17 protein-coding genes are annotated in these 18755 nt (G+C 47.2%); 12 read left to right on the top strand and 5 right to left on the bottom strand.

Translation table 11 applies throughout. The features are described from left to right. The first annotated feature begins 99 nt into the window (after nucleotides 1-99). A complete protein-coding gene (gene ahcY / locus KD145_RS26445) occupies nucleotides 100-1428 on the top strand; it encodes an adenosylhomocysteinase (RefSeq protein ID WP_212002816.1) in 1329 nt (442 codons plus the stop codon). Between the two features lie 115 nt (nucleotides 1429-1543). Continuing rightward, nucleotides 1544-2275 carry a pyridoxine 5'-phosphate synthase gene (locus KD145_RS26440; RefSeq protein WP_212002815.1) on the top strand — a complete coding sequence of 244 codons (732 nt, stop codon included), beginning with the start codon at nucleotides 1544-1546 and terminating at the stop codon, nucleotides 2273-2275. 345 nt (nucleotides 2276-2620) lie between these two features. Here the strand turns inward: KD145_RS26440 and lon are convergent, their stop codons facing one another. The 4 genes from lon to KD145_RS26420 all read right to left on the bottom strand — a co-directional run bounded on the left by lon (nucleotide 2621) and on the right by KD145_RS26420 (nucleotide 8264). Continuing rightward, nucleotides 2621-5023, bottom strand: coding sequence for an endopeptidase La (gene lon / locus KD145_RS26435; protein ID WP_212002814.1), 2403 nt, complete (start codon nucleotides 5021-5023; stop codon nucleotides 2621-2623). A gap of 247 nt (nucleotides 5024-5270) precedes the next feature. After that, nucleotides 5271-5879 carry a porin family protein gene (locus KD145_RS26430; protein WP_212002813.1) on the bottom strand — a complete coding sequence of 203 codons (609 nt, stop codon included), beginning with the start codon at nucleotides 5877-5879 and terminating at the stop codon, nucleotides 5271-5273. Nucleotides 5880-5990: 111 nt separating this feature from the next. Then, nucleotides 5991-6830: a hypothetical protein gene (locus KD145_RS26425; protein ID WP_212002812.1), complete on the bottom strand. Its 840-nt coding sequence runs from the start codon at nucleotides 6828-6830 to the stop codon at nucleotides 5991-5993. Nucleotides 6831-6995: 165 nt separating this feature from the next. Further along, nucleotides 6996-8264 (bottom strand): metallophosphoesterase, encoded by a 1269-nt coding sequence (locus KD145_RS26420; RefSeq protein WP_212002811.1) that lies wholly within the window; start codon nucleotides 8262-8264, stop codon nucleotides 6996-6998. Between the two features lie 404 nt (nucleotides 8265-8668). On the opposite strand from KD145_RS26420, the gene KD145_RS26415 reads away from it, so the two are divergent. From KD145_RS26415 to KD145_RS26375, 9 genes are all read left to right on the top strand, one after another. Beyond that, entirely contained in the window at nucleotides 8669-9349 is a 681-nt protein-coding gene (locus tag KD145_RS26415) for a metal-dependent hydrolase (protein WP_212002810.1), read from the top strand. A 66-nt stretch (nucleotides 9350-9415) separates the two neighbouring features. Further along, nucleotides 9416-10216 carry a ParA family protein gene (locus tag KD145_RS26410; protein ID WP_113614803.1) on the top strand — a complete coding sequence of 267 codons (801 nt, stop codon included), beginning with the start codon at nucleotides 9416-9418 and terminating at the stop codon, nucleotides 10214-10216. Further along, nucleotides 10213-11133 carry a ParB/RepB/Spo0J family partition protein gene (locus KD145_RS26405; RefSeq protein ID WP_212002809.1) on the top strand — a complete coding sequence of 307 codons (921 nt, stop codon included), beginning with the start codon at nucleotides 10213-10215 and terminating at the stop codon, nucleotides 11131-11133. The genes KD145_RS26410 and KD145_RS26405 overlap by 4 nt, the downstream gene beginning before the upstream one ends. Nucleotides 11134-11179: 46 nt before the next feature. After that, nucleotides 11180-11830: a DUF5683 domain-containing protein gene (locus tag KD145_RS26400; RefSeq protein ID WP_212002808.1), complete on the top strand. Its 651-nt coding sequence runs from the start codon at nucleotides 11180-11182 to the stop codon at nucleotides 11828-11830. Nucleotides 11831-11869: 39 nt separating this feature from the next. Next, nucleotides 11870-12586 (top strand): 4-hydroxy-tetrahydrodipicolinate reductase, encoded by a 717-nt coding sequence (gene dapB, locus KD145_RS26395; protein ID WP_212002807.1) that lies wholly within the window; start codon nucleotides 11870-11872, stop codon nucleotides 12584-12586. A gap of 159 nt (nucleotides 12587-12745) precedes the next feature. Then, nucleotides 12746-13165: an Rrf2 family transcriptional regulator gene (locus KD145_RS26390; protein ID WP_113614807.1), complete on the top strand. Its 420-nt coding sequence runs from the start codon at nucleotides 12746-12748 to the stop codon at nucleotides 13163-13165. Nucleotides 13166-13557: 392 nt separating this feature from the next. Further along, complete coding sequence (locus tag KD145_RS26385; protein WP_212002806.1) at nucleotides 13558-14241, top strand: phosphoadenylyl-sulfate reductase; 684 nt, start codon at nucleotides 13558-13560, stop codon at nucleotides 14239-14241. 36 nt (nucleotides 14242-14277) lie between these two features. Then, on the top strand, nucleotides 14278-15186 hold the full coding sequence (cysD, locus tag KD145_RS26380; protein WP_212002805.1) for a sulfate adenylyltransferase subunit CysD: 909 nt from the start codon (nucleotides 14278-14280) through the stop codon (nucleotides 15184-15186). Nucleotides 15187-15218: 32 nt separating this feature from the next. After that, nucleotides 15219-16466 carry a sulfate adenylyltransferase subunit 1 gene (locus tag KD145_RS26375; protein ID WP_212002804.1) on the top strand — a complete coding sequence of 416 codons (1248 nt, stop codon included), beginning with the start codon at nucleotides 15219-15221 and terminating at the stop codon, nucleotides 16464-16466. Nucleotides 16467-16700: 234 nt separating this feature from the next. Here the strand turns inward: KD145_RS26375 and KD145_RS26370 are convergent, their stop codons facing one another. After that, entirely contained in the window at nucleotides 16701-17639 is a 939-nt protein-coding gene (locus tag KD145_RS26370; RefSeq protein WP_212002803.1) for an NAD-dependent epimerase/dehydratase family protein, read from the bottom strand. Between the two features lie 250 nt (nucleotides 17640-17889). Here KD145_RS26370 and kdsA point away from each other — a divergent pair, with 250 nt between their 5' ends. Beyond that, nucleotides 17890-18711 carry a 3-deoxy-8-phosphooctulonate synthase gene (kdsA, locus tag KD145_RS26365; RefSeq protein WP_212002802.1) on the top strand — a complete coding sequence of 274 codons (822 nt, stop codon included), beginning with the start codon at nucleotides 17890-17892 and terminating at the stop codon, nucleotides 18709-18711. Nucleotides 18712-18755: the final 44 nt, after the last annotated feature.

Genomic DNA, 18755 nt, shown 5'->3' with positions numbered 1-18755 from the left:
TAATGATTAGCAAATATTTAGGAGACGATGAGGCCAAACGGCAGCGGTTATTATGTAAAAAGGTAAAATAACCCTAGATTTGCAAAAAACTCCATTTTAATGTCTACAATTGCGAAATCTAACATTGACTTTAACCTTGGCTACAAGGTAAAAGATATGTCACTTGCGGCCTGGGGTCGTAAAGAGATAGAGCTGGCAGAAGCTGAAATGCCCGGACTGATGTCTTTGAGGGAAGAATATGGCAACAGCAAGCCACTGCAAGGTGCCCGTATTGCCGGCTGTCTGCATATGACCATTCAAACTGCTGTATTAATCGAAACTCTGGTACATCTGGGTGCAGAAGTACGCTGGAGCTCCTGCAATATCTTTTCTACTCAGGACCACGCTGCTGCTGCTGTAGCTGCTGCCGGTGTACCTGTATTTGCCTGGAAAGGCCTGAATGAGCAGGAATTTGACTGGTGTATCGAACAGACGCTGTTCTTCGGTAGCGCTGAGCGCCCGCTGAACATGATCCTGGACGATGGTGGTGACCTCACCAACATGGTATTCGACAGATACCCTGAGCTGATCCAACACATTAAAGGTCTCAGCGAAGAAACCACTACTGGTGTTCACCGTCTGTACGAGCGTATGAAAAACGGTACGCTGCCTATGCCTGCCATTAACATCAACGACTCCGTTACCAAATCCAAGTTCGATAACAAATATGGTTGCCGCGAATCCTGCGTAGACGCTATCCGTCGCGCCACTGACGTGATGATCGCCGGTAAAGTAGCTGTTGTGGCCGGTTTTGGCGACGTAGGTAAAGGTTCCGCTGAATCCCTCAGAGGTGCAGGCGCCCGCGTAATCGTTACCGAAATCGATCCTATCTGCGCTTTACAGGCTGCTATGGAAGGTTACGAAGTGAAAAAAATGAACGACGCCGTAAAAGAAGCTGATATCATCGTTACCACTACCGGTTGCCGCGATATCATCAATGGCGAACACTTCAAACTGATGAAGGATAAATGTATCGTTTCCAACATCGGTCACTTCGACATCGAAATCGACGTTGCCTGGCTGAACAAAAACTACGGCAATACCAAAGTGGAAATCAAACCTCAGGTAGATAAATACACCATCGACGGTAAAGATATCATCCTGCTGGCCGAAGGCCGCCTGGTAAACCTGGGTTGCGCTACCGGTCACCCTTCCTTCGTAATGAGTAACTCTTTCACCAACCAGACCCTGGCCCAACTGGAACTGTGGCTGAATTCAGACAAGTACGAAAACAAAGTTTACGTACTGCCTAAACACCTGGATGAAAAAGTAGCCCGCCTGCACCTGAAAAAAATCGGTGTGGAACTGGACATACTCACCCCTACACAATCTGAATACCTCGGCATTCCGGTTGAAGGTCCATTCAAACCAGACTACTACAGGTACTAAGCAATTAGTATTTCAAATAACAAAGAGAAGACCCGGGCCACTCATAGCCCGGGTCTTCCCCTTTTATTCAATCCCCTGAATACATCGTTCATTCTTTTTAGCGTATTTTTGCAACATGACAAAGCTGAGTGTAAACATCAACAAGTTTGCTACCCTGCGAAACGCACGCGGCGGCAATCTCCCGGATATTCTGAAAGTGGCCCAGGACTGCGAACGCTTCGGCGCCGATGGTATCACCGTACACCCCCGCCCGGATGAACGCCACATCCGTTACCAGGACGTAAGAGACCTTAAACCCATCGTTACCACTGAATTCAATATCGAAGGATACCCTTCCCAGGAATTTATGGACCTGGTACTGGCCGTTAAACCACACCAGTGTACCCTGGTACCCGACCCACCGGATGCCATCACCTCCAATACCGGCTGGGATACCATCCGCAATCAGTCACAATTAAAGGATGTTATCACAGAACTGAAAAAAGCCGGCATCAGAGTATCTATATTCCTCAACGCTGAGCCTGACAAGGTAGAAGGCGCCAAAACCGCCGGTGCCGACCGTATCGAACTGTATACCGGCCCCTACGCGGAAGAATATACGAATGCCCGCACCCAACAACAAAACCTCCAGCTCTTCAACGATTATAAAAATACAGCCCGAGCTGCCACCGCCATAGGCCTCGATCTTAACGCCGGCCATGACCTCAACCTGGACAACCTCCGCTTCTTTAAACTGCATATCCCACAGCTTAAGGAAGTATCTATCGGTCATGCCCTCGTTGCAGATGCGCTCTATTTCGGTCTGGAAAACACGATACAATTGTATAAAAGACAATTAATCGACTGAAACGGCGATGAATGCTGATGATGCTGATAGGCCTGATGCCTGAAGATCAGTGGAAATAACTGAAGATTATAAAGAATTATCATAAAGGAGAAAGCCGTTTGATGATATATCAAACGGCTTTCTCCTTTATGGTAAATGATAACTTATTCTCTTCACTCATCATTCTAATCATGCATCAGCAGCACTCATCTCCCTTAAACTTCAAAGCCATTCCGCTGAGAGGAATGGCTTCAAAGAACCCTTAAAACAATCAACATGATATTCATACCGGGGTCACAACAAAACCGATATGAATTATTTAAAAATTGCTACCAGGACTGGCAACAAAATGGCGTTATTCGTTATTTACTTCTTTAATAACGCAATTTCCAGCACTTGGTTCATTTCTTTCACATAATGAAATTTCATCCCTTTGATATATGCCGGATTTATGTCTTTTATATCTTTCTCATTCTGCCAGCATAAGATAATTTCGCGGATACCTGCCCTTTTGGCGGCCAGAATTTTTTCTTTTATTCCACCCACTGGCAGTACCAGACCTCTTAAAGTAATCTCCCCGGACATGGCCAAATAGGATTTTACCTTACGACCTGTGAAAACGGAAGTCAGCGCCGTGAGCATAGTGATACCTGCACTGGGACCGTCTTTGGGCACCGCACCTTCCGGTATATGCACATGCACACTTTTAGTACTAAAAATCTTTGGATCCAGCTTCAGCAACGAGGCATTGGATTGCAGGTATGTCAGCGCCGTTACAGCAGACTCTTTCATCACATTTCCCAGATTCCCCGTCAGTTTCAGATCTCCCTTACCTTCGCTGAGGCTGCTCTCGATAAACAGAATTTCGCCGCCTACGTAAGTCCAGGCCAGTCCTACCGCTACCCCCGGCGGGTTGCCCACCTTGTACATTTCGTTGGAGTAACGTGGTTTGCCCAGGATCTTTTCCACAGTTGCGGTAGTAATATTGTCGGACAATTTATACTCCATCGCTACCTGTTTGGCGAGGTTACGCATAATGGCCGCAAATTGCCTGTCCAGCTCTCTCACACCACTTTCCCGGGTATAGTTGGCGATAATATATTCTATTACATTATTGGCGATTTTGAATTTCGCATCTGCCAGACCATGAGCATCTTTTTGCTTAGGCAGCAGGTGACGTTTGGCGATCTCCGTTTTCTCTTCAATGGAATAACCACTCAGATCGATGATTTCAAGCCTGTCGCGCAATGCAGGATGAATAGCGCTGATATTGTTGGCCGTAGCAATGAACAACACTTTGCTCAGGTCAAATTCCAACTCCAGGTAGTTATCATAGAAGGTGCCGTTCTGTTCAGGATCCAGCACTTCCAGCAGTGCGGAGCTAGGATCGCCACGCAGATCGTTGCCGATCTTGTCAATTTCATCGAGGATCATCACCGGGTTGGATGACTTGATCTTACGGATAGATTGTACTACACGGCCTGGCATAGCGCCGATATAAGTTTTACGGTGTCCGCGGATCTCGCTCTCGTCGTGCAAACCACCAAGGCTCAGCCTTACATACTTACGGCCTACTGCATTGGCAATAGAACGTCCGAGTGAGGTTTTACCGATGCCCGGAGGGCCTACAAAACACAGGATAGGTGACTTCATGTCGCCTTTCAGTTTCAGCACGGCCAGGTATTCCAGTATTCTTTCCTTGATTTTCTCCATGCCATAATGGTCATGGTCCAGTACTTTTTTGGCCTTTTTCAGGTCATAGCTGTCAGTCGTGTATTCTCCCCATGGCAGGTCCAGCATCAGGTCCAGGTGGTTGTACACCACGCTGTAGTCTGGTGTGGAGGGATGCATGCGTTCCAGTTTCTCAATACCTTTGGCAAAAGCTTCAGCAGCAGCGACAGGCCATTTCTTTTCTTCCGCTTTGCGCTTCATTTCCTTGATCTCCCGATCATTGGAATCTCCGCCCAGTTCTTCCTTGATAGACTTCATCTGCTGTTGCAGGAAGTAATCGCGCTGTTGTTTGTCGAGATCAGCTTTTGTTTTATTGGTGATTTTGTTTTTCAGTTCAGCCAGCTGCAGTTCTGTCTGCAACAGTTTCATCAGCAGCTCTGCACGGGTGCGCAGATTGTTGATTTCCAGCAACTGTTGTTTGTCTTTCAGATCAGAATTGAGGTTGGAAGAAACAAAATGCACCAGGAAAGAGGCATTCTCAATATTTTTCAGGATGATGCTGGCTTCAGACGGCAGGTTGGGAGACAACTGGATAATCTGTGCTGCCAGATCTTTGATAGAAGAAATATAAGCTTCAAACTCAGAATCATCTTCTGCAGCCTCGTCTTGTAAAACGGTTATCTGTGCTTTGAAATAAGGATCTTCTGATACGATCTCCTTTATCTTAAAACGTTTGCGACCCTGTATGATGATGGTAGTACCACCATCCGGCATCTTGATCAGTTTTACAATACGCGCTACCGTGCCCACATCGCTAAGATCGGCAACATTCGGGTCTTCTATCGTACTGTCTTTTTGCGCTACTACACCGATCAATTTGTCAGCTTTGTACGCATCATTAACTGCCTTTATGGATTTATCCCGGCCCACTGTGATGGGTAATACTACACCGGGAAATAATACTGTATTTCGTAATGGCAACAATGCCAGTTCATCGGGAATACGCTCATCCTCCTGACCTTCCCCATCTTCATTCAAAGGGATAATAGGCATGAACTCCATTTCATCTTCCGAATTTCCTAAATAAAATCTGTTCATCTGAGATATTTAAAGCCCGGAGGACATTATGTCAGAAAATTCTGTTTAAACCCCCGTTTTTTTATGCTTTCCTATATTGTCAAGTTTAATGCCAAGTGACTGGATGGCAGGTCATTTCGTATAACAATACAAAGCGACGCAAGGAAACAATATTTTTTCAGACAAAAAAGCCAGGGAGCGATGATCATTCGCTGATCATCGCTCCCTGGCTTTTGCTTCGGGCTAGTCCTTTAGCTTACCTGTATGATTACAGGGTAACACCAACGCCCAGCTGAATGCCCTGGTTCTTCCAGTTGCTGCTATTAGCTACGCTGCTGATACCTTTTACGTCATTAAAGCCAATGATGTAACGGGCACTGACATTTACGATAGGCAGTTGCAGCCAGAGACCAGCCACACCTGAAATTTCACCACCTTTAAAGGCAGTATTGGCAGCGCCGAAAACTTTTCTGTCACTTACCATCGCGCCGAACTGAGGACCTACCTGCAGTTTCAGACGAGGGGTACCCAGATCAATATTTGCCAGCAGCGGGATGCTCAGATAGTTCAGGTTTATTTTTTTACGGTTATCAGAAGTGCTTACATCTTTGTAGATATCACTGAAATTATCAGTTGTTTCAGTTTTGGTAGAAGAAAAGATCACTTCACCCTGCACACCAAAACCTTTTACCAGGTTTAACTGTGCAAAACCACCCAGGTGGTAGCCTAATTTAAATCCATCCTGAAATCCGGTTCCGTCCAGTTTTCCAAGATTAGCACCACCTTTGATACCAAAGCGCAGTAATCTTTGTGCGCTAACAGTAGTAGTCACAGCTGTAGTAGCCAGGATCGCAACGGCGAGAAACAGTTTTTTCATAATTGTATGTTGTTAGTAATGGTTAAAATTATAGACGCCCGAACAGTAAAATACCCCTATCTCAATAAGGAGATTCCTCAAATACAAATTCCGTGCTATTTGTTAACAATATTAGAAACTATACGCCAGCCTTGCGGTGAAATAACTCATCAAATGCTGGTCTACGCCGGTGAGTGGCTTAAAAACAGTGAAGGCGGGAGAGATGGTAAATTTATTTACAAGGTAGGATACATTGATCGTACAGTCTACTGCACGGGGTTCAAAACCGGTATGATCTTCAAAGTTCAGCACTTTACCGGGATGTACTTTATCAAATTTCATTTTGGGAGAGCGGGTCACATAACGAAAAGCAATCAACTGACTGTAGTAGTTGGCCGTGCCCAGGGTCAATGACATGGAAGGCAGTAGCAACAAGGCATCGCGGGAGCACAACAACCCATCGAAAATAAATGAATGTCTTACGGTAGTGATTACGTTAAAGTCACTGCCCTGCAGGGTTTCCCTGCTACGCAACCCGCTAGTGGAATGTTTACCCCAGCCGTAATCCAGGCTGATACCCGGCTGCAGCCACCATTTACGGTAATAAAAATAGGCATACAGTTCATTCTTGATCGGTGTAGTAGGAACATCCGTGGAATCCGTAAAAATGTAACGTGTATATGAAATACCGGTCTGGAAGTTTTTATTTTTCGTATAGTCGTATCCGGCAGTCAGGTCCCATTCAAACCAGTGATTTTTCTCGGTATTGAATAAGTAGTAGGCATTGGCGCCGGCAAAAAAACCACTTTTATGATACCATGTCAGGGAAGGAGAAAGAAAGGGCTTCATGACAAGGGGCTGTTCGAAGTTGGCGACTTTGTTGCCGTAGGCGGGATTATTTCCGTAACTGAGCGCTGCCACTATTTCACTTTTCCGCTGGGCGTTCAGCAGGGAATCCAACTGCCTTTCCACCTCCGCTAAAGATTGGCCATTGGCGAAAACACTGCAAAACAGTAGCAGACATGTCAGGAATACGCGCATTATATAGAGATACTGCCCACAATATAGCATATTTTGGGATTTGATCACTTTGCCTCCTGATAATTTTGTCGATCCCAATGCTGTTTGCGCTTAAGGTTATACCAGATCTATCACGGTAATTTCCGGGAGTACGCCTACCCTGCCGGGGTAACCCAGGAAACCGAAGCCCCTGTTTACGTACAGCCGTTGTTCGCCGGCCTTGTACAGTCCGGCCCATTCCTTATAGAAGTATTGTGCCGGGCTCCATTTGAGGCCGGGTATCTCTACACCAAATTGCATACCATGTGTATGACCCGCAAGGGTGAGTGCGATATCAGGATATTCGGGTCTGATTTGTGCATCCCAGTGGGTAGGATCGTGTGAGAGCAGTATTTTAAACGGAATATGGCTTACGCCCTGATAGGCCCTGCGGAGATCACCGTGGCGAGGGAAGCGCTTAATGGCACTCCAGTTTTCCACCCCCAGCAGCGCGATCTGGTCGCCGCCTTTTTCCAGTACCACACTTTCGTTCATCATCAGTTTCCAGCCCAGCTCCCCATGCAGTACCTTCAATCTTTCCAGGTTTTGTTTTTGCATATCACTATGACCGGAAGCCGTTTTATCAGGCCAGGGGTAATAATCGCCATAGTCGTGGTTTCCCAGTGTGGAATACACGCCCATAGGAGCTTTTATCTGGCTGAACACATCCATCCAGGGGGCCATTTCATCCGCGCGGTCATTGACCAGATCGCCGGTAAACAGCACGAGATCAGCCTTCTGGGCGTTGATCATATTCACGCCTTTGATCACGGCTTCGCGGTCGGCGAAGCTGCCGGAGTGGATGTCGGAGATCTGAACAATACGCAGGCCCCTGAAAGAGGAGGGCAGGTTTTTAAATGCCAGTTTCAGTTTATGGACGCGGTAATTGTATTTGTTGGAAAATCCATACATCAGGGTGGCAAAGAAGGTACCACCGGTGATCAGTCCCAGCCGGCTCAGGAACTGTGAGCGGGTAAGTCCGCTGACAACGCCTTCTGTGGGCATGACGTCTTTTTCAGTGGTAAAGCGGCGGATCAGCCATACAATACCGCGGCGCACATCATCTATCAGTAAAAATACGACTGCCAGCAGTTTGGCCACTACCAGTCCCAGGAAGATGGCCATCAGGTAAGACTTTACCTGGGCGGGCCAGCTATGCCAGTTGATATAAGGCAACAATAGCACCATGGTGATGCATACTGCGGAAATAAACCAGTAGACGGTATAGGTAATGTTGCGGACCCTGGGCAGCGACATATATACCATGGCCCTTACTGCCTGAAACACATAAATGTCCAGTAAGAGGAGAAAAACAACCAATATAATAGAATTCAGTCCGGGTCGCATTATAAAATATTAATATAAAAAAGAAATGAGCGGCAATTTAACACAAGTAATCGGGTAGGAAAAGTTAAAAACCGGCACCTGCTGTCATGCAGACGTATAACAAGCGGATAAATTGCAGGGTTTTAAATTAATTCTTAAAAAAACGGAGTAGCGCCGTCATATATTAATAAAATATTAATATTTATATAAGATATCTGTGGTCATCAGGACACTTTGTGAATAAATAAATATACTACAGCGCCGGTTTTCTGTCTAATCGTTGTATTTTTGTCCGATTCAGGCTACTTTTAATACAAACAAAGGACTGATTTTCGAATAAAATTGTGTTTACGGATGCCGGAGGCGAATCACTAAATTCGTGTCTGCCCATCCGTAATTCGTAATTTTTACCTAAAATTGAGACCATGAGATACACCAACTACGGTCATTCCTGCTTTGCAGTGGAGATCAAAGGCAAGCGGATACTTTTTGATCCTTTTATCACGCACAATGAACTGGCGAAAAAGGTAGATGTAAATGCCATCCAGGCGGATTACATTTTTGTTTCCCATGGTCATGAAGACCATACGGCCGACCTGATAGATCTGGCCAAAAGAACCGGTGCCACCGTGGTGTCCAACTTTGAGATTGTGATGTGGGCGAGCAGGCAGGGTATCAGCAAGATACATCCGATGAATACCGGCGGGAAATGGAACTTTGATTTTGGTACGGTGAAATGTGTGGCAGCCCAGCACTCCAGCAGTTTTGCGGACGGCTCCTATGCCGGTAATCCGATGGGGTTTGTGTTTATGACAGACGAAGGCAATTTTTATTATAGCGGTGATACGGCCCTGACCATGGAAATGGAACTGATTCCGGACATTGCCCAGCTGGATTTTGCCGTTTTACCGATAGGTGATAATTTCACCATGGGCCCGGAAGATGCCATTGCTGCCGCCGATATGATCGGGTGTGAAAAAATCATCGGTATACATTACGATACCTTCGGGTATATCAAAATAGATAAGAAAGCAGTTCTCCGGATGTTTGATGATGCCGGTGTAGAACTGCTGCTTCCGGAAATCGGAAGTACTATAGAGGTTTGAGGAAGAGGCGATCCTGCTATTTTATCCTTTATCCTATAAATGAACCTTTGAATTTTAAATTACACAATGGCTAGAGTAATCGCAATCGCTAATCAGAAAGGTGGGGTGGGAAAAACAACCAGTGCAATCAACCTGGCAAGCAGCCTGGCTGTACTGGAATACAAAACATTGCTGGTAGATGCCGATCCCCAGGCTAACAGCACCACAGGACTGGGCTTTGACCTGCGCAATGTGCAGCAGAGCCTGTACGACTGTATGGTAAACGATGTTCAGGCCAAAGATGTGATACTGGAATCTGATACGCCCAACCTCAAGGTACTGCCTTCCCATATCGATCTGGTAGGTGCAGAACTGGAACTGATCAATCACCCTAACCGTGAGCGGGTGATGAAACAGGTGGTGGAGTCTGTAAAAGATGATTACGATTTTGTGATCGTGGACTGTTCCCCTTCATTGGGACTGATCACTGTGAATGCCCTGGTGGCTTCCAACGCGGTGATCATTCCTGTTCAATGTGAATTTTTTGCACTGGAAGGTCTGGGCAAACTGCTCAATACCATCAAGATCGTTCAGAGCAGACTGAATACAGACCTGGAAATTGAAGGTATTCTGATGACCATGTATGATGGTCGTTTGCGCCTCAGCAACCAGGTGGTGGACGAAGTGAAACAACACTTCGAGGAGAGTGTGTTTAACACCATCATCCACCGTAATACCAAACTGGGAGAGGCTCCCAGCTTCGGTAAATCCGTTATTATGTATGATGCAGCCAGTACCGGTGCTATCAACTACCTGAACCTGGCCAAGGAAATACTGCAGAAACATAATTACACGAAAATTAAATCCAAAGACAAAATCTTAAGATGACCAATCCAAGTAAGAAAGAGGCGTTGGGGAAAGGCATCCGCTCTCTGCTCCAGAACATAGATACTGACCTTAAGCATACTGCCAGCACGCTGGGTGAAAAAGCAATGGCTGCAGTTACCGGTATTGAGCGTATTCCGCTGGAGCAGATCGTCACCAACCCCAAGCAACCGCGCCGTGACTTTGATGAGGTTGCCCTGCAGGAGCTGAGCCAGTCTATCAAGCTGCATGATATCATTCAGCCTATCACCGTTGCCAAAATCAGCAATAAAAAATACCAGCTGATTGCTGGTGAAAGGCGTTTACGGGCCAGTAAAATGGCGGAACTGAAAGATATCCCGGCATATATACGTCAGGCCAACGACCAGGAGCTGCTGGAACTGGCACTGCTGGAGAACCTGCAACGGGAAAACCTGAACGCCATAGAGGTTGGATTGAGTTATAAACGGTTGATGGAAGAATGTACCCTCACACAGGAACAGGTAGCCGACCGTATGGGCAAGGAACGAAGCACCGTCACCAACTATATACGACTGCTCAAACTGCCGCCTGATATCCAGGTAGCGGTAAGGAACGGACAACTCAGCATGGGCCATGCCCGCGTGCTGACTGGTGTGGAGAACGTGGAAAACCAGCTGTTCCTCTACAACGAGATCCTGCAAAATGGTCTGTCTGTAAGACAAACAGAAGAACTGGCCCGCAGAATAAACCAGGCTGATAAAGGCAATCAGCACAAAGCTGTCAAAGTTAAGTTACCGCCAGCCTACCAAAAAATACAGGATAATCTCAGTTCCCACTTCTCAACAAAAGTGAAACTGGACAGAGGTAAGAACGGCAAAGGAAGCATCATGATTGAATTCTATTCGGACGAAGAACTGGATAGCATTCTGGAAAAAATAGATATATACGGTGGCAATTAAGGCTGGAAAATCATTCCATTTATTTCGTTGCAATTTCCTGATATTGATGTCGCTGCTGATTGTAGCCACATCTGCACGGGCGCAGAACGTTACCCGTCCTGCTGCGAGGGCCGCTGATACCGTGGCCCGTCCTCATGTTGACACTACCGGTGACCTCACCATTGTGTCGAAGGACACCGTGCCTACTTCGCATATGCAACTACGCCCCCCGCACAGTCCGCGTAAGGCAGCCCTTTATTCTGCTATCCTGCCGGGTTTGGGTCAGGCTTACAACCGCGAATACTGGAAAATGCCGCTGGTATATGCCGCTATCGGTACCTGTACCTACTTCTTTGTATTTAATTTGGACAAATACCATCTTTACCGCGATGCCTACCGGCTGAAGGTAGATGGCAATCCTGACACCAATATTTCCGATCCATTTCTGGCCGCCAGGTCTGAACAATACCTGAAGGCCTACCGCGACTACTACCGTCAGAATATTGACTATTCCGTACTCTTCTTTGTACTGGCCTATGGCCTCAATATCGCTGATGCTACCGTGTTTGCGCACCTGCGCAACTGGGACATGTCTGACGAGCTGAGCATGCGGGTATCCCCTGCACTGATCAACAACCGTGCATTGGGTATCAGTGTTAATATTTCAATCGGCGGCAGTAAAAAAGCTAAAAAGAATACCTGGCTCGCCGGTCGGTAGTTCATCTCTCCATCTATCAAAAAATAACAACCAAGGGTCATGAAAATAGCACTTATAGGATATGGTAAAATGGGCAAAGCCATTGATGCCATTGCCACCGCCAAAGGTCATGAGGTTATACTCAGAGTAGATCACGACAGCCAGCACCTGCTGGAAAAGGAACACCTGGGTCAGGCAGATGTGGCCATTGAATTCACGACACCGGAAACGGCCTATCATAACATCCGGAAATGTTTCGAAGCCAATGTGCCCGTTGTTAGCGGTACTACCGGCTGGCTGGATAAACTGCCCGAGGTAGAAGCCCTGTGTAAAAAAGGCCAGCATGCTTTTTTACATGCCACCAACTTCAGCATCGGCGTGAACATTTTCTTCGAAGTGAACAAAAAACTGGCTGCCCTCATGGCATCCCAGCCTCAATACGATGTATGGATGGAAGAAATCCACCATACCCAGAAAAAAGACGCACCCAGTGGTACTGCCCTTACACTGGCAGAACAACTGATGTCTTCCGTAACCCGGAAAACCGCATGGATAAACGAAGAAAGCCATCAGGCTGATACCCTGTCCATCATCTCCAAAAGGATAGATCCCGCTCCCGGTACACATACCATCACCTATACTTCGCCTATCGACGATATCACCATTACGCATACCGCCCATTCCCGGGAAGGATTTGCTGCCGGTGCTGTGGTAGCCGCAGAATGGCTGAAAGGGAAAACAGGTGTATTTACCATGCGGGATGTGCTGAATCTGTAGACATCACACAACTAATTGAAAATCAGTTAATAAAAATTCCTGTTCCACGACACCCTGGCCGCTGAAATTTGAAACTGAAAAGAAGAGCTTATATTTGTTGTGTCAAATATGTTCATTGCAACACCGATAGAGTCATCCCAGGGATGCAAATAAGTCAGTATGTTATCTAAGAAAACACAATACGCATTTCACGCACTCATTCATCTGGCAGAAAACATTGATAAAGGACCTATCCTGATCTCCGAAATTGCGCAGGAGAAAAACATATCCATCAAGTTCCTGGAGAATATCCTGTTGGAATTGAAGAATGCCGGTATTCTGGGCAGTAAAAAAGGAAAAGGCGGCGGATATTATCTGATGAAGCCTCCTAAAGAGATCGCGCTGGCCAAAATTATCCGTTTGCTGGATGGGCCTATCGCCCTGCTGCCCTGCGTGAGCCTCAACTACTATGAGCGCTGTGAGAACTGTCGTGATGAAGCGGTATGTGGCCTCCATGAAGTGATGAGCAAGGTAAGGGACGCTACCCTGAAGCTGCTGGAGACTAAAACACTGAAAGACATTCTTACCCGCAACGTATAAACGGCGCTTTCGGGTAAAACTATCAGGCCGGCTGGTATATCCAGCCGGCTTTTTTTGCAGGATGCCCTGCCACAAAGCAATGCTGATCCTGAAGGATGACCGGAAAACAGCAGCCACAGCAAGTTTTACAACGATGCTGATAAGCGCCACGGTCGTGGATAAATGATTGATATCCTCTGATATGGTCCGCTTTTAATCCGCTTAACAAGATACCTGTCCTTTCCCTGCAGTGCCATTTCTTTGAGAAAGCGCACCCATAGCGACTTCCCGCAAAACCCACAATTTTTTGATGCAATAGTCTATCTTTTTTATAGGTTTTATGTATTTTTGTTGTACGGCATCACTGAAAAGTGATGCGCTGGCACAAGGCATTTATCTTTAAGGAAGATTACATGACAGACATTACCACCGCACTGGCCAACAAGCCCGTGGAAGAAGCCATACAGTATCTGCTGGAGCAGTATCCGGGCGCTGTGGCGTTTTCCACTTCCTTTGGCCAGGAAGACCAGGTCATCGCCGATATTATCTGGCGTCACCATTTACCCGTCAGGGTATTCACACTGGACACAGGCCGCCTGTTCCAGGAGACCTACGACGTGATGGACCTTACCCTTTCCCGTTATAAGCAGCCGGTTGAAGTATATTACCCCGACACGGCAGCCGTGGAAAAGCTGGTTTCCGAAAAGGGCCCCAACAGCTTTTACGAATCGGTGGAAAACCGCAAACAGTGCTGTGGCATCCGTAAGGTAGTGCCCCTCAACAGAGCGCTGGAAGGTGTGAAAGTATGGATCACCGGTTTACGTGCCGAACAATCCGAAAACCGCCACGATATGCAGACCCTGGAATGGGATGAGCAACGGCATCTTTATAAGTACAATCCGCTCATCCACTGGGGATTTGATGAGGTGCTGGATTACCTCTCCAAACACAAAGTCCCCTATAATAAACTGCACGACAAAGGCTTCATCAGCATCGGTTGTGCACCCTGTACACGCGCCATCGAGCCGGGAGAACATCCGCGCGCCGGCCGGTGGTGGTGGGAAGCGTCGCATAAGGAATGCGGCCTGCACGGATAAACAAACAGCCTTTGCAATCTTAAATCATTGTCATCCATGACTAACAAAATAAATTGGGAATTTCCACAGGCACTGGAAGATGAAGCCATATACATATTAAGGGAAACAGCCGCCCAGTTCGAGAAACCCGTACTGCTCTTCTCTGGTGGTAAAGACTCTATTACCCTGGTAAGACTGGCCCAGAAAGCATTTTATCCGGGGAAAGTACCTTTCGCCCTTTTACACGTAGACACCGGCCACAACTTCCCGGAAACGATCCAGTTCCGCGACTGGCTGGTCAACAGCCTGGGCCTCGATCTGATTGTCCGCAACGTACAGGACAGCATAGACCAGGGTAAAGTACAGGAAGAAACCGGTAAATACGCCAGCCGCAACGCGCTGCAAACCGTTACCCTCCTCGATGCCATCGAAGAAGGTAAATTTGATGCCTGCATCGGAGGCGCCCGCCGTGATGAAGAAAAAGCCCGCGCCAAAGAAAGAATATTCTCCGTACGCGATGAATTTGGCCAATGGAACGCCAAAATGCAACGCCCCGAACTATTTGATATGCTCAACGGAAAAATCAACATCGGCGAAAACGTACGTGTATTCCCCATCTCCAACTGGACCGAACTGGACGTATGGAACTACATCCGCCGCGAAAAGCTGGAAATACCTTCTATCTACTTCGCCCACGAAAGAGAGATTATCGAGCGTGACGGGCTCTACTGGCCTTATTCACCTTATCTCAATACTACCGACGATGAAGTACCTTACCGCCAGAAAGTACGCTTCCGCACCGTAGGGGACATGACCTGTACCGCTGCCGTTATCTCCGAAGCAGATCAACTGGAAGATATCATCGCCGAAATCATGGAAGCTAAAATCTCCGAACGCGGCGCCCGTATCGACGACAAACGCTCAGAAGCCGCCATGGAAAAGAGAAAACAGGCAGGCTATTTTTAACATTTACTTTTTACAGCATAAAGCTTAATAATATGGAGGTTTTACGTATAGCCACTTCCGGTAGTGTGGATGATGGTAAAAGTACATTGATCGGCCGTCTTTTATACGACACCAACTCTATCCCCCAGGATAAAATGGAAGCGCTCCATGCGGCCAGCAAACGCAAGGGACTTGACTTCACTGATCTGTCATTGCTGACAGACGGCCTCGTAGCTGAAAGAGAACAAGGCATCACCATCGACGTGGCGCATATCTACTTCTCCACCCCTACCCGTAAATATATCATCGCAGATACCCCCGGCCACATCGAATACACCCGTAACATGGTGACCGGCGCGTCTAACGCACAGGTATCCCTGATACTCATAGATGCCCGCAAAGGCATTGTAGAACAGACACACCGTCACTTCTTCATCGCCAGCCTGCTGCGCATCCCCTACCTGGTAGTATGTGTCAACAAAATGGACCTGGTAGATTACAGCGAAGCCCGCTTCAACCAGATCGTGGAAGACTTCCAGCAGTTGCTCGAGAACTCCGCCTTCAAAGGCCAGGAAGTGAAGTTTATTCCCATCTCTTCCCTGCATGGCGAAAACGTGGCTTCCCATACCGGTGCTATCAACTGGTACGAAGGCCCTGCCCTGCTGGAATACCTGGAACAGGTTTCCTTCGACCACCAGGACAGCCGCCATCCGGCCCGTTTCCCGATACAAAGCGTGATCCGCCCGAAAACAGCCGCCCACCACGACTTCCGTGGTTTTGCCGGCAAAGTGACCAGCGGTCATTTTAGTGTAGGCGATGAAATCATCTCCCTGCCCTCCGGCCAGAAAAGCAAAATCAAAACCATTGAGCAGTTCGAGAAACAACTGACTACCACGCATGCACGCGAAAGCGTTGTCATCACCCTCGAAGACGAAATTGACAGCAGCAGAGGCAACATGCTCGTGAAAACAGACAACGTTCCCGAGCAACGGAAAGAAATATCCGCCTACATCTGCTGGATGGACCAGCAAAAACTCACTGTAGGCAAAACATACCTGCTGCAACACGGTATAAACCGTGTGAAAGCCAAAGTACAACAGCTCCACTTCGTCACCGATGTTACCAGCTACCAGGAAGTGACCGATAAAAAAGAAATGGGATTAAACGATATCGGAAAAATCACGCTTAAAACCGCTGCACCCATCTTTGTTGACCTTTATCAGGAAAACCCCGCCAATGGTGCGTTTATACTGATAGATGAGTTTAATAATACTACTGTAGCTGTCGGAACGGTGATTTAGTATGATACTTTTGATTCTCCTGATGAGCGGAGATTGACAGCTATTGAAGATGAACAGCTGATACAGATAAAGTAGTAGAGAAAACAAAAGGCCCGTTGAGAAAATCAACGGGCCTTCATTTATTATACTCAAATCAAACATGCTGGCTTAACAAAAGCGTCAGCAAAATTTATTGTTGTCAAAAATCAGGAGCATCAGAAAAATCACATGCATCACAGTTCACATGCATCAGCGTTATATGTTCTGGAGCATGTCGGCGGTCATCTTCGCCAGATCATACTCGTGTTTCCAGCCCCAATCGGCGCGGGCGCGGCTGTCATCCATGCTGTTAGGCCAGCCGTCGGCGATTTGCTGACGATAGTCCGGCTCGTAGCTGATGGTGAAGTCGGGGATATGTTTTTTGATTTCCGCTGCGATCTCTTTAGGTGAGAAACTCATGCCGGAGAGATTGTAGGCAGAACGAACCGTTATTTTGGAGGCATCGGCTTCCATGAGTTCGATGGTGGCGCGGATAGCGTCGGGCATGTACATCATGGGCAGGTAGGTATCTTCAGACAGGAAGCTGGTGTATTCCTGGCGTTCCTTGGCTTCGTGGAAGATTTCCACCGCATAGTCGGTAGTACCACCACCTGGAGCAGATTTGTAGCTGATCAGACCGGGGTAGCGGAGGCTTCTTACATCCACGCCATAGCGGTGGTTGTAGTATTCACACCAGCGTTCGCCGGCAAATTTGCTGATACCGTAAATGGTGGTAGGCTCGATGATGGTGTGCTGAGGTGTTTCCATCATCGGGGAGTTAGGACCGAACACCGCAATAGAGCTGGGCCAGTATACTTTATCAATATTTTCCTCTTTGGCGATATCGAGTACGTTGAGCAGACTTTGCATATTGATATGCCATGCCAGCAGCGGATTTTTTTCACCGGTAGCAGACAGGATGGCCGCCAGCAGGTAGATCTGGGTGATATTGTGCCGGATCACGAGTACGTGCAGCATTTCCTTGTTCATCACGTCCAGGGACACATAAGGCCCTGTTCCTTTCAGCAGATCATGTTCCTCCCGGAGATCTGATGCCAGTACGTTGGCATCTCCATACATTTTCCTTAACGCCAGGGTCAGCTCCACGCCTATTTGTCCGCAGGCACCAATAACCAGGATCTTATCTTTCTTCATACACGAAAATTGTAAGCTATAATTTGAGAGCGTAATATTAACAGGTTCGGCGATATTTCCGCACTGCCTGCTCATTCGCATGACAATGCCATAACAATAAAAACAACCATGAGAGAACTTTCCAATGGCGGATTACAAAAGTATGACAATTTTAACTTTTCATATTACAGGAATGGAGATTGACGGCTCCCTGTTAATACAGGGAAAGACTATCTTTGCATTTCGATTAGTGACCCAATAGTTATAAATTATGAAGCATTTAAAATCATTGTTCAAAGAACAGTACAATCCGGAGAATTTCTTCCTGATTGCAGGCCCTTGTGTAATTGAAGAAGAAGAGTTGCTGATGACCGTAGCAGAGAAGGTTTCCGGTATCTGCAAACGGCTTGCTATACCTTATGTTTTTAAGGCCTCTTACCGCAAGGCCAACCGTACCAGTGTACACTCTTTTACAGGTATTGGCGATGTGGAAGGGCTGGAGCTGTTGCATAAAATAGGTAAAACCTTTAATGTGCCGGTTACCTCCGACATTCACTCTGCAGCCGAAGCCGCTATGGCAGCTGCTTACGTAGATGTGTTACAGATACCTGCCTTCCTGTGTCGTCAGACAGACATCCTGGTGGCAGCTGCAGAAACAGGCAAAGTAGTGAACGTAAAAAAAGGCCAGTTCCTCAGCGGCGAATCCATGAAGTTTGCCGTTGAAAAAATCAAGGGTGCCGGCAATGAACATATTATGCTGACCGAAAGAGGTACTACCTTCGGTTATCAGGACCTGGTAGTAGACTACCGCAATATCCCGGTGATGAAACATTTCGGTCATCCGGTGGTGATGGACTGTACGCACTCGCTGCAGCAGCCTAACCAGACCAGCGGTGTTACCGGTGGCAACCCGCAGATGATCAGCACTATCGCCAAAGCAGCTATCGCTACCGGAGCTGATGGTCTGTTTATCGAAACCCACCCGGACCCGGCTAATGCTAAATCTGATGGAGCCAACATGCTGCGCCTCGACCTGCTCGAAGAGCTGCTGGAGAAACTGGTAGAACTGAGAAAAGTGGCGATTAAATTGTAATAACGATCAGCTGCGTCCTTGTTGTTTTGGATCGATTTATGTAA

The sequence above is a fragment of the Chitinophaga sp. HK235 genome (assembly GCF_018255755.1).
Lineage (GTDB): Bacteria > Bacteroidota > Bacteroidia > Chitinophagales > Chitinophagaceae > Chitinophaga.
Note: the sequence above shows the minus strand (reverse complement) of the source record. Positions and strands in the feature narration are given on the sequence as shown.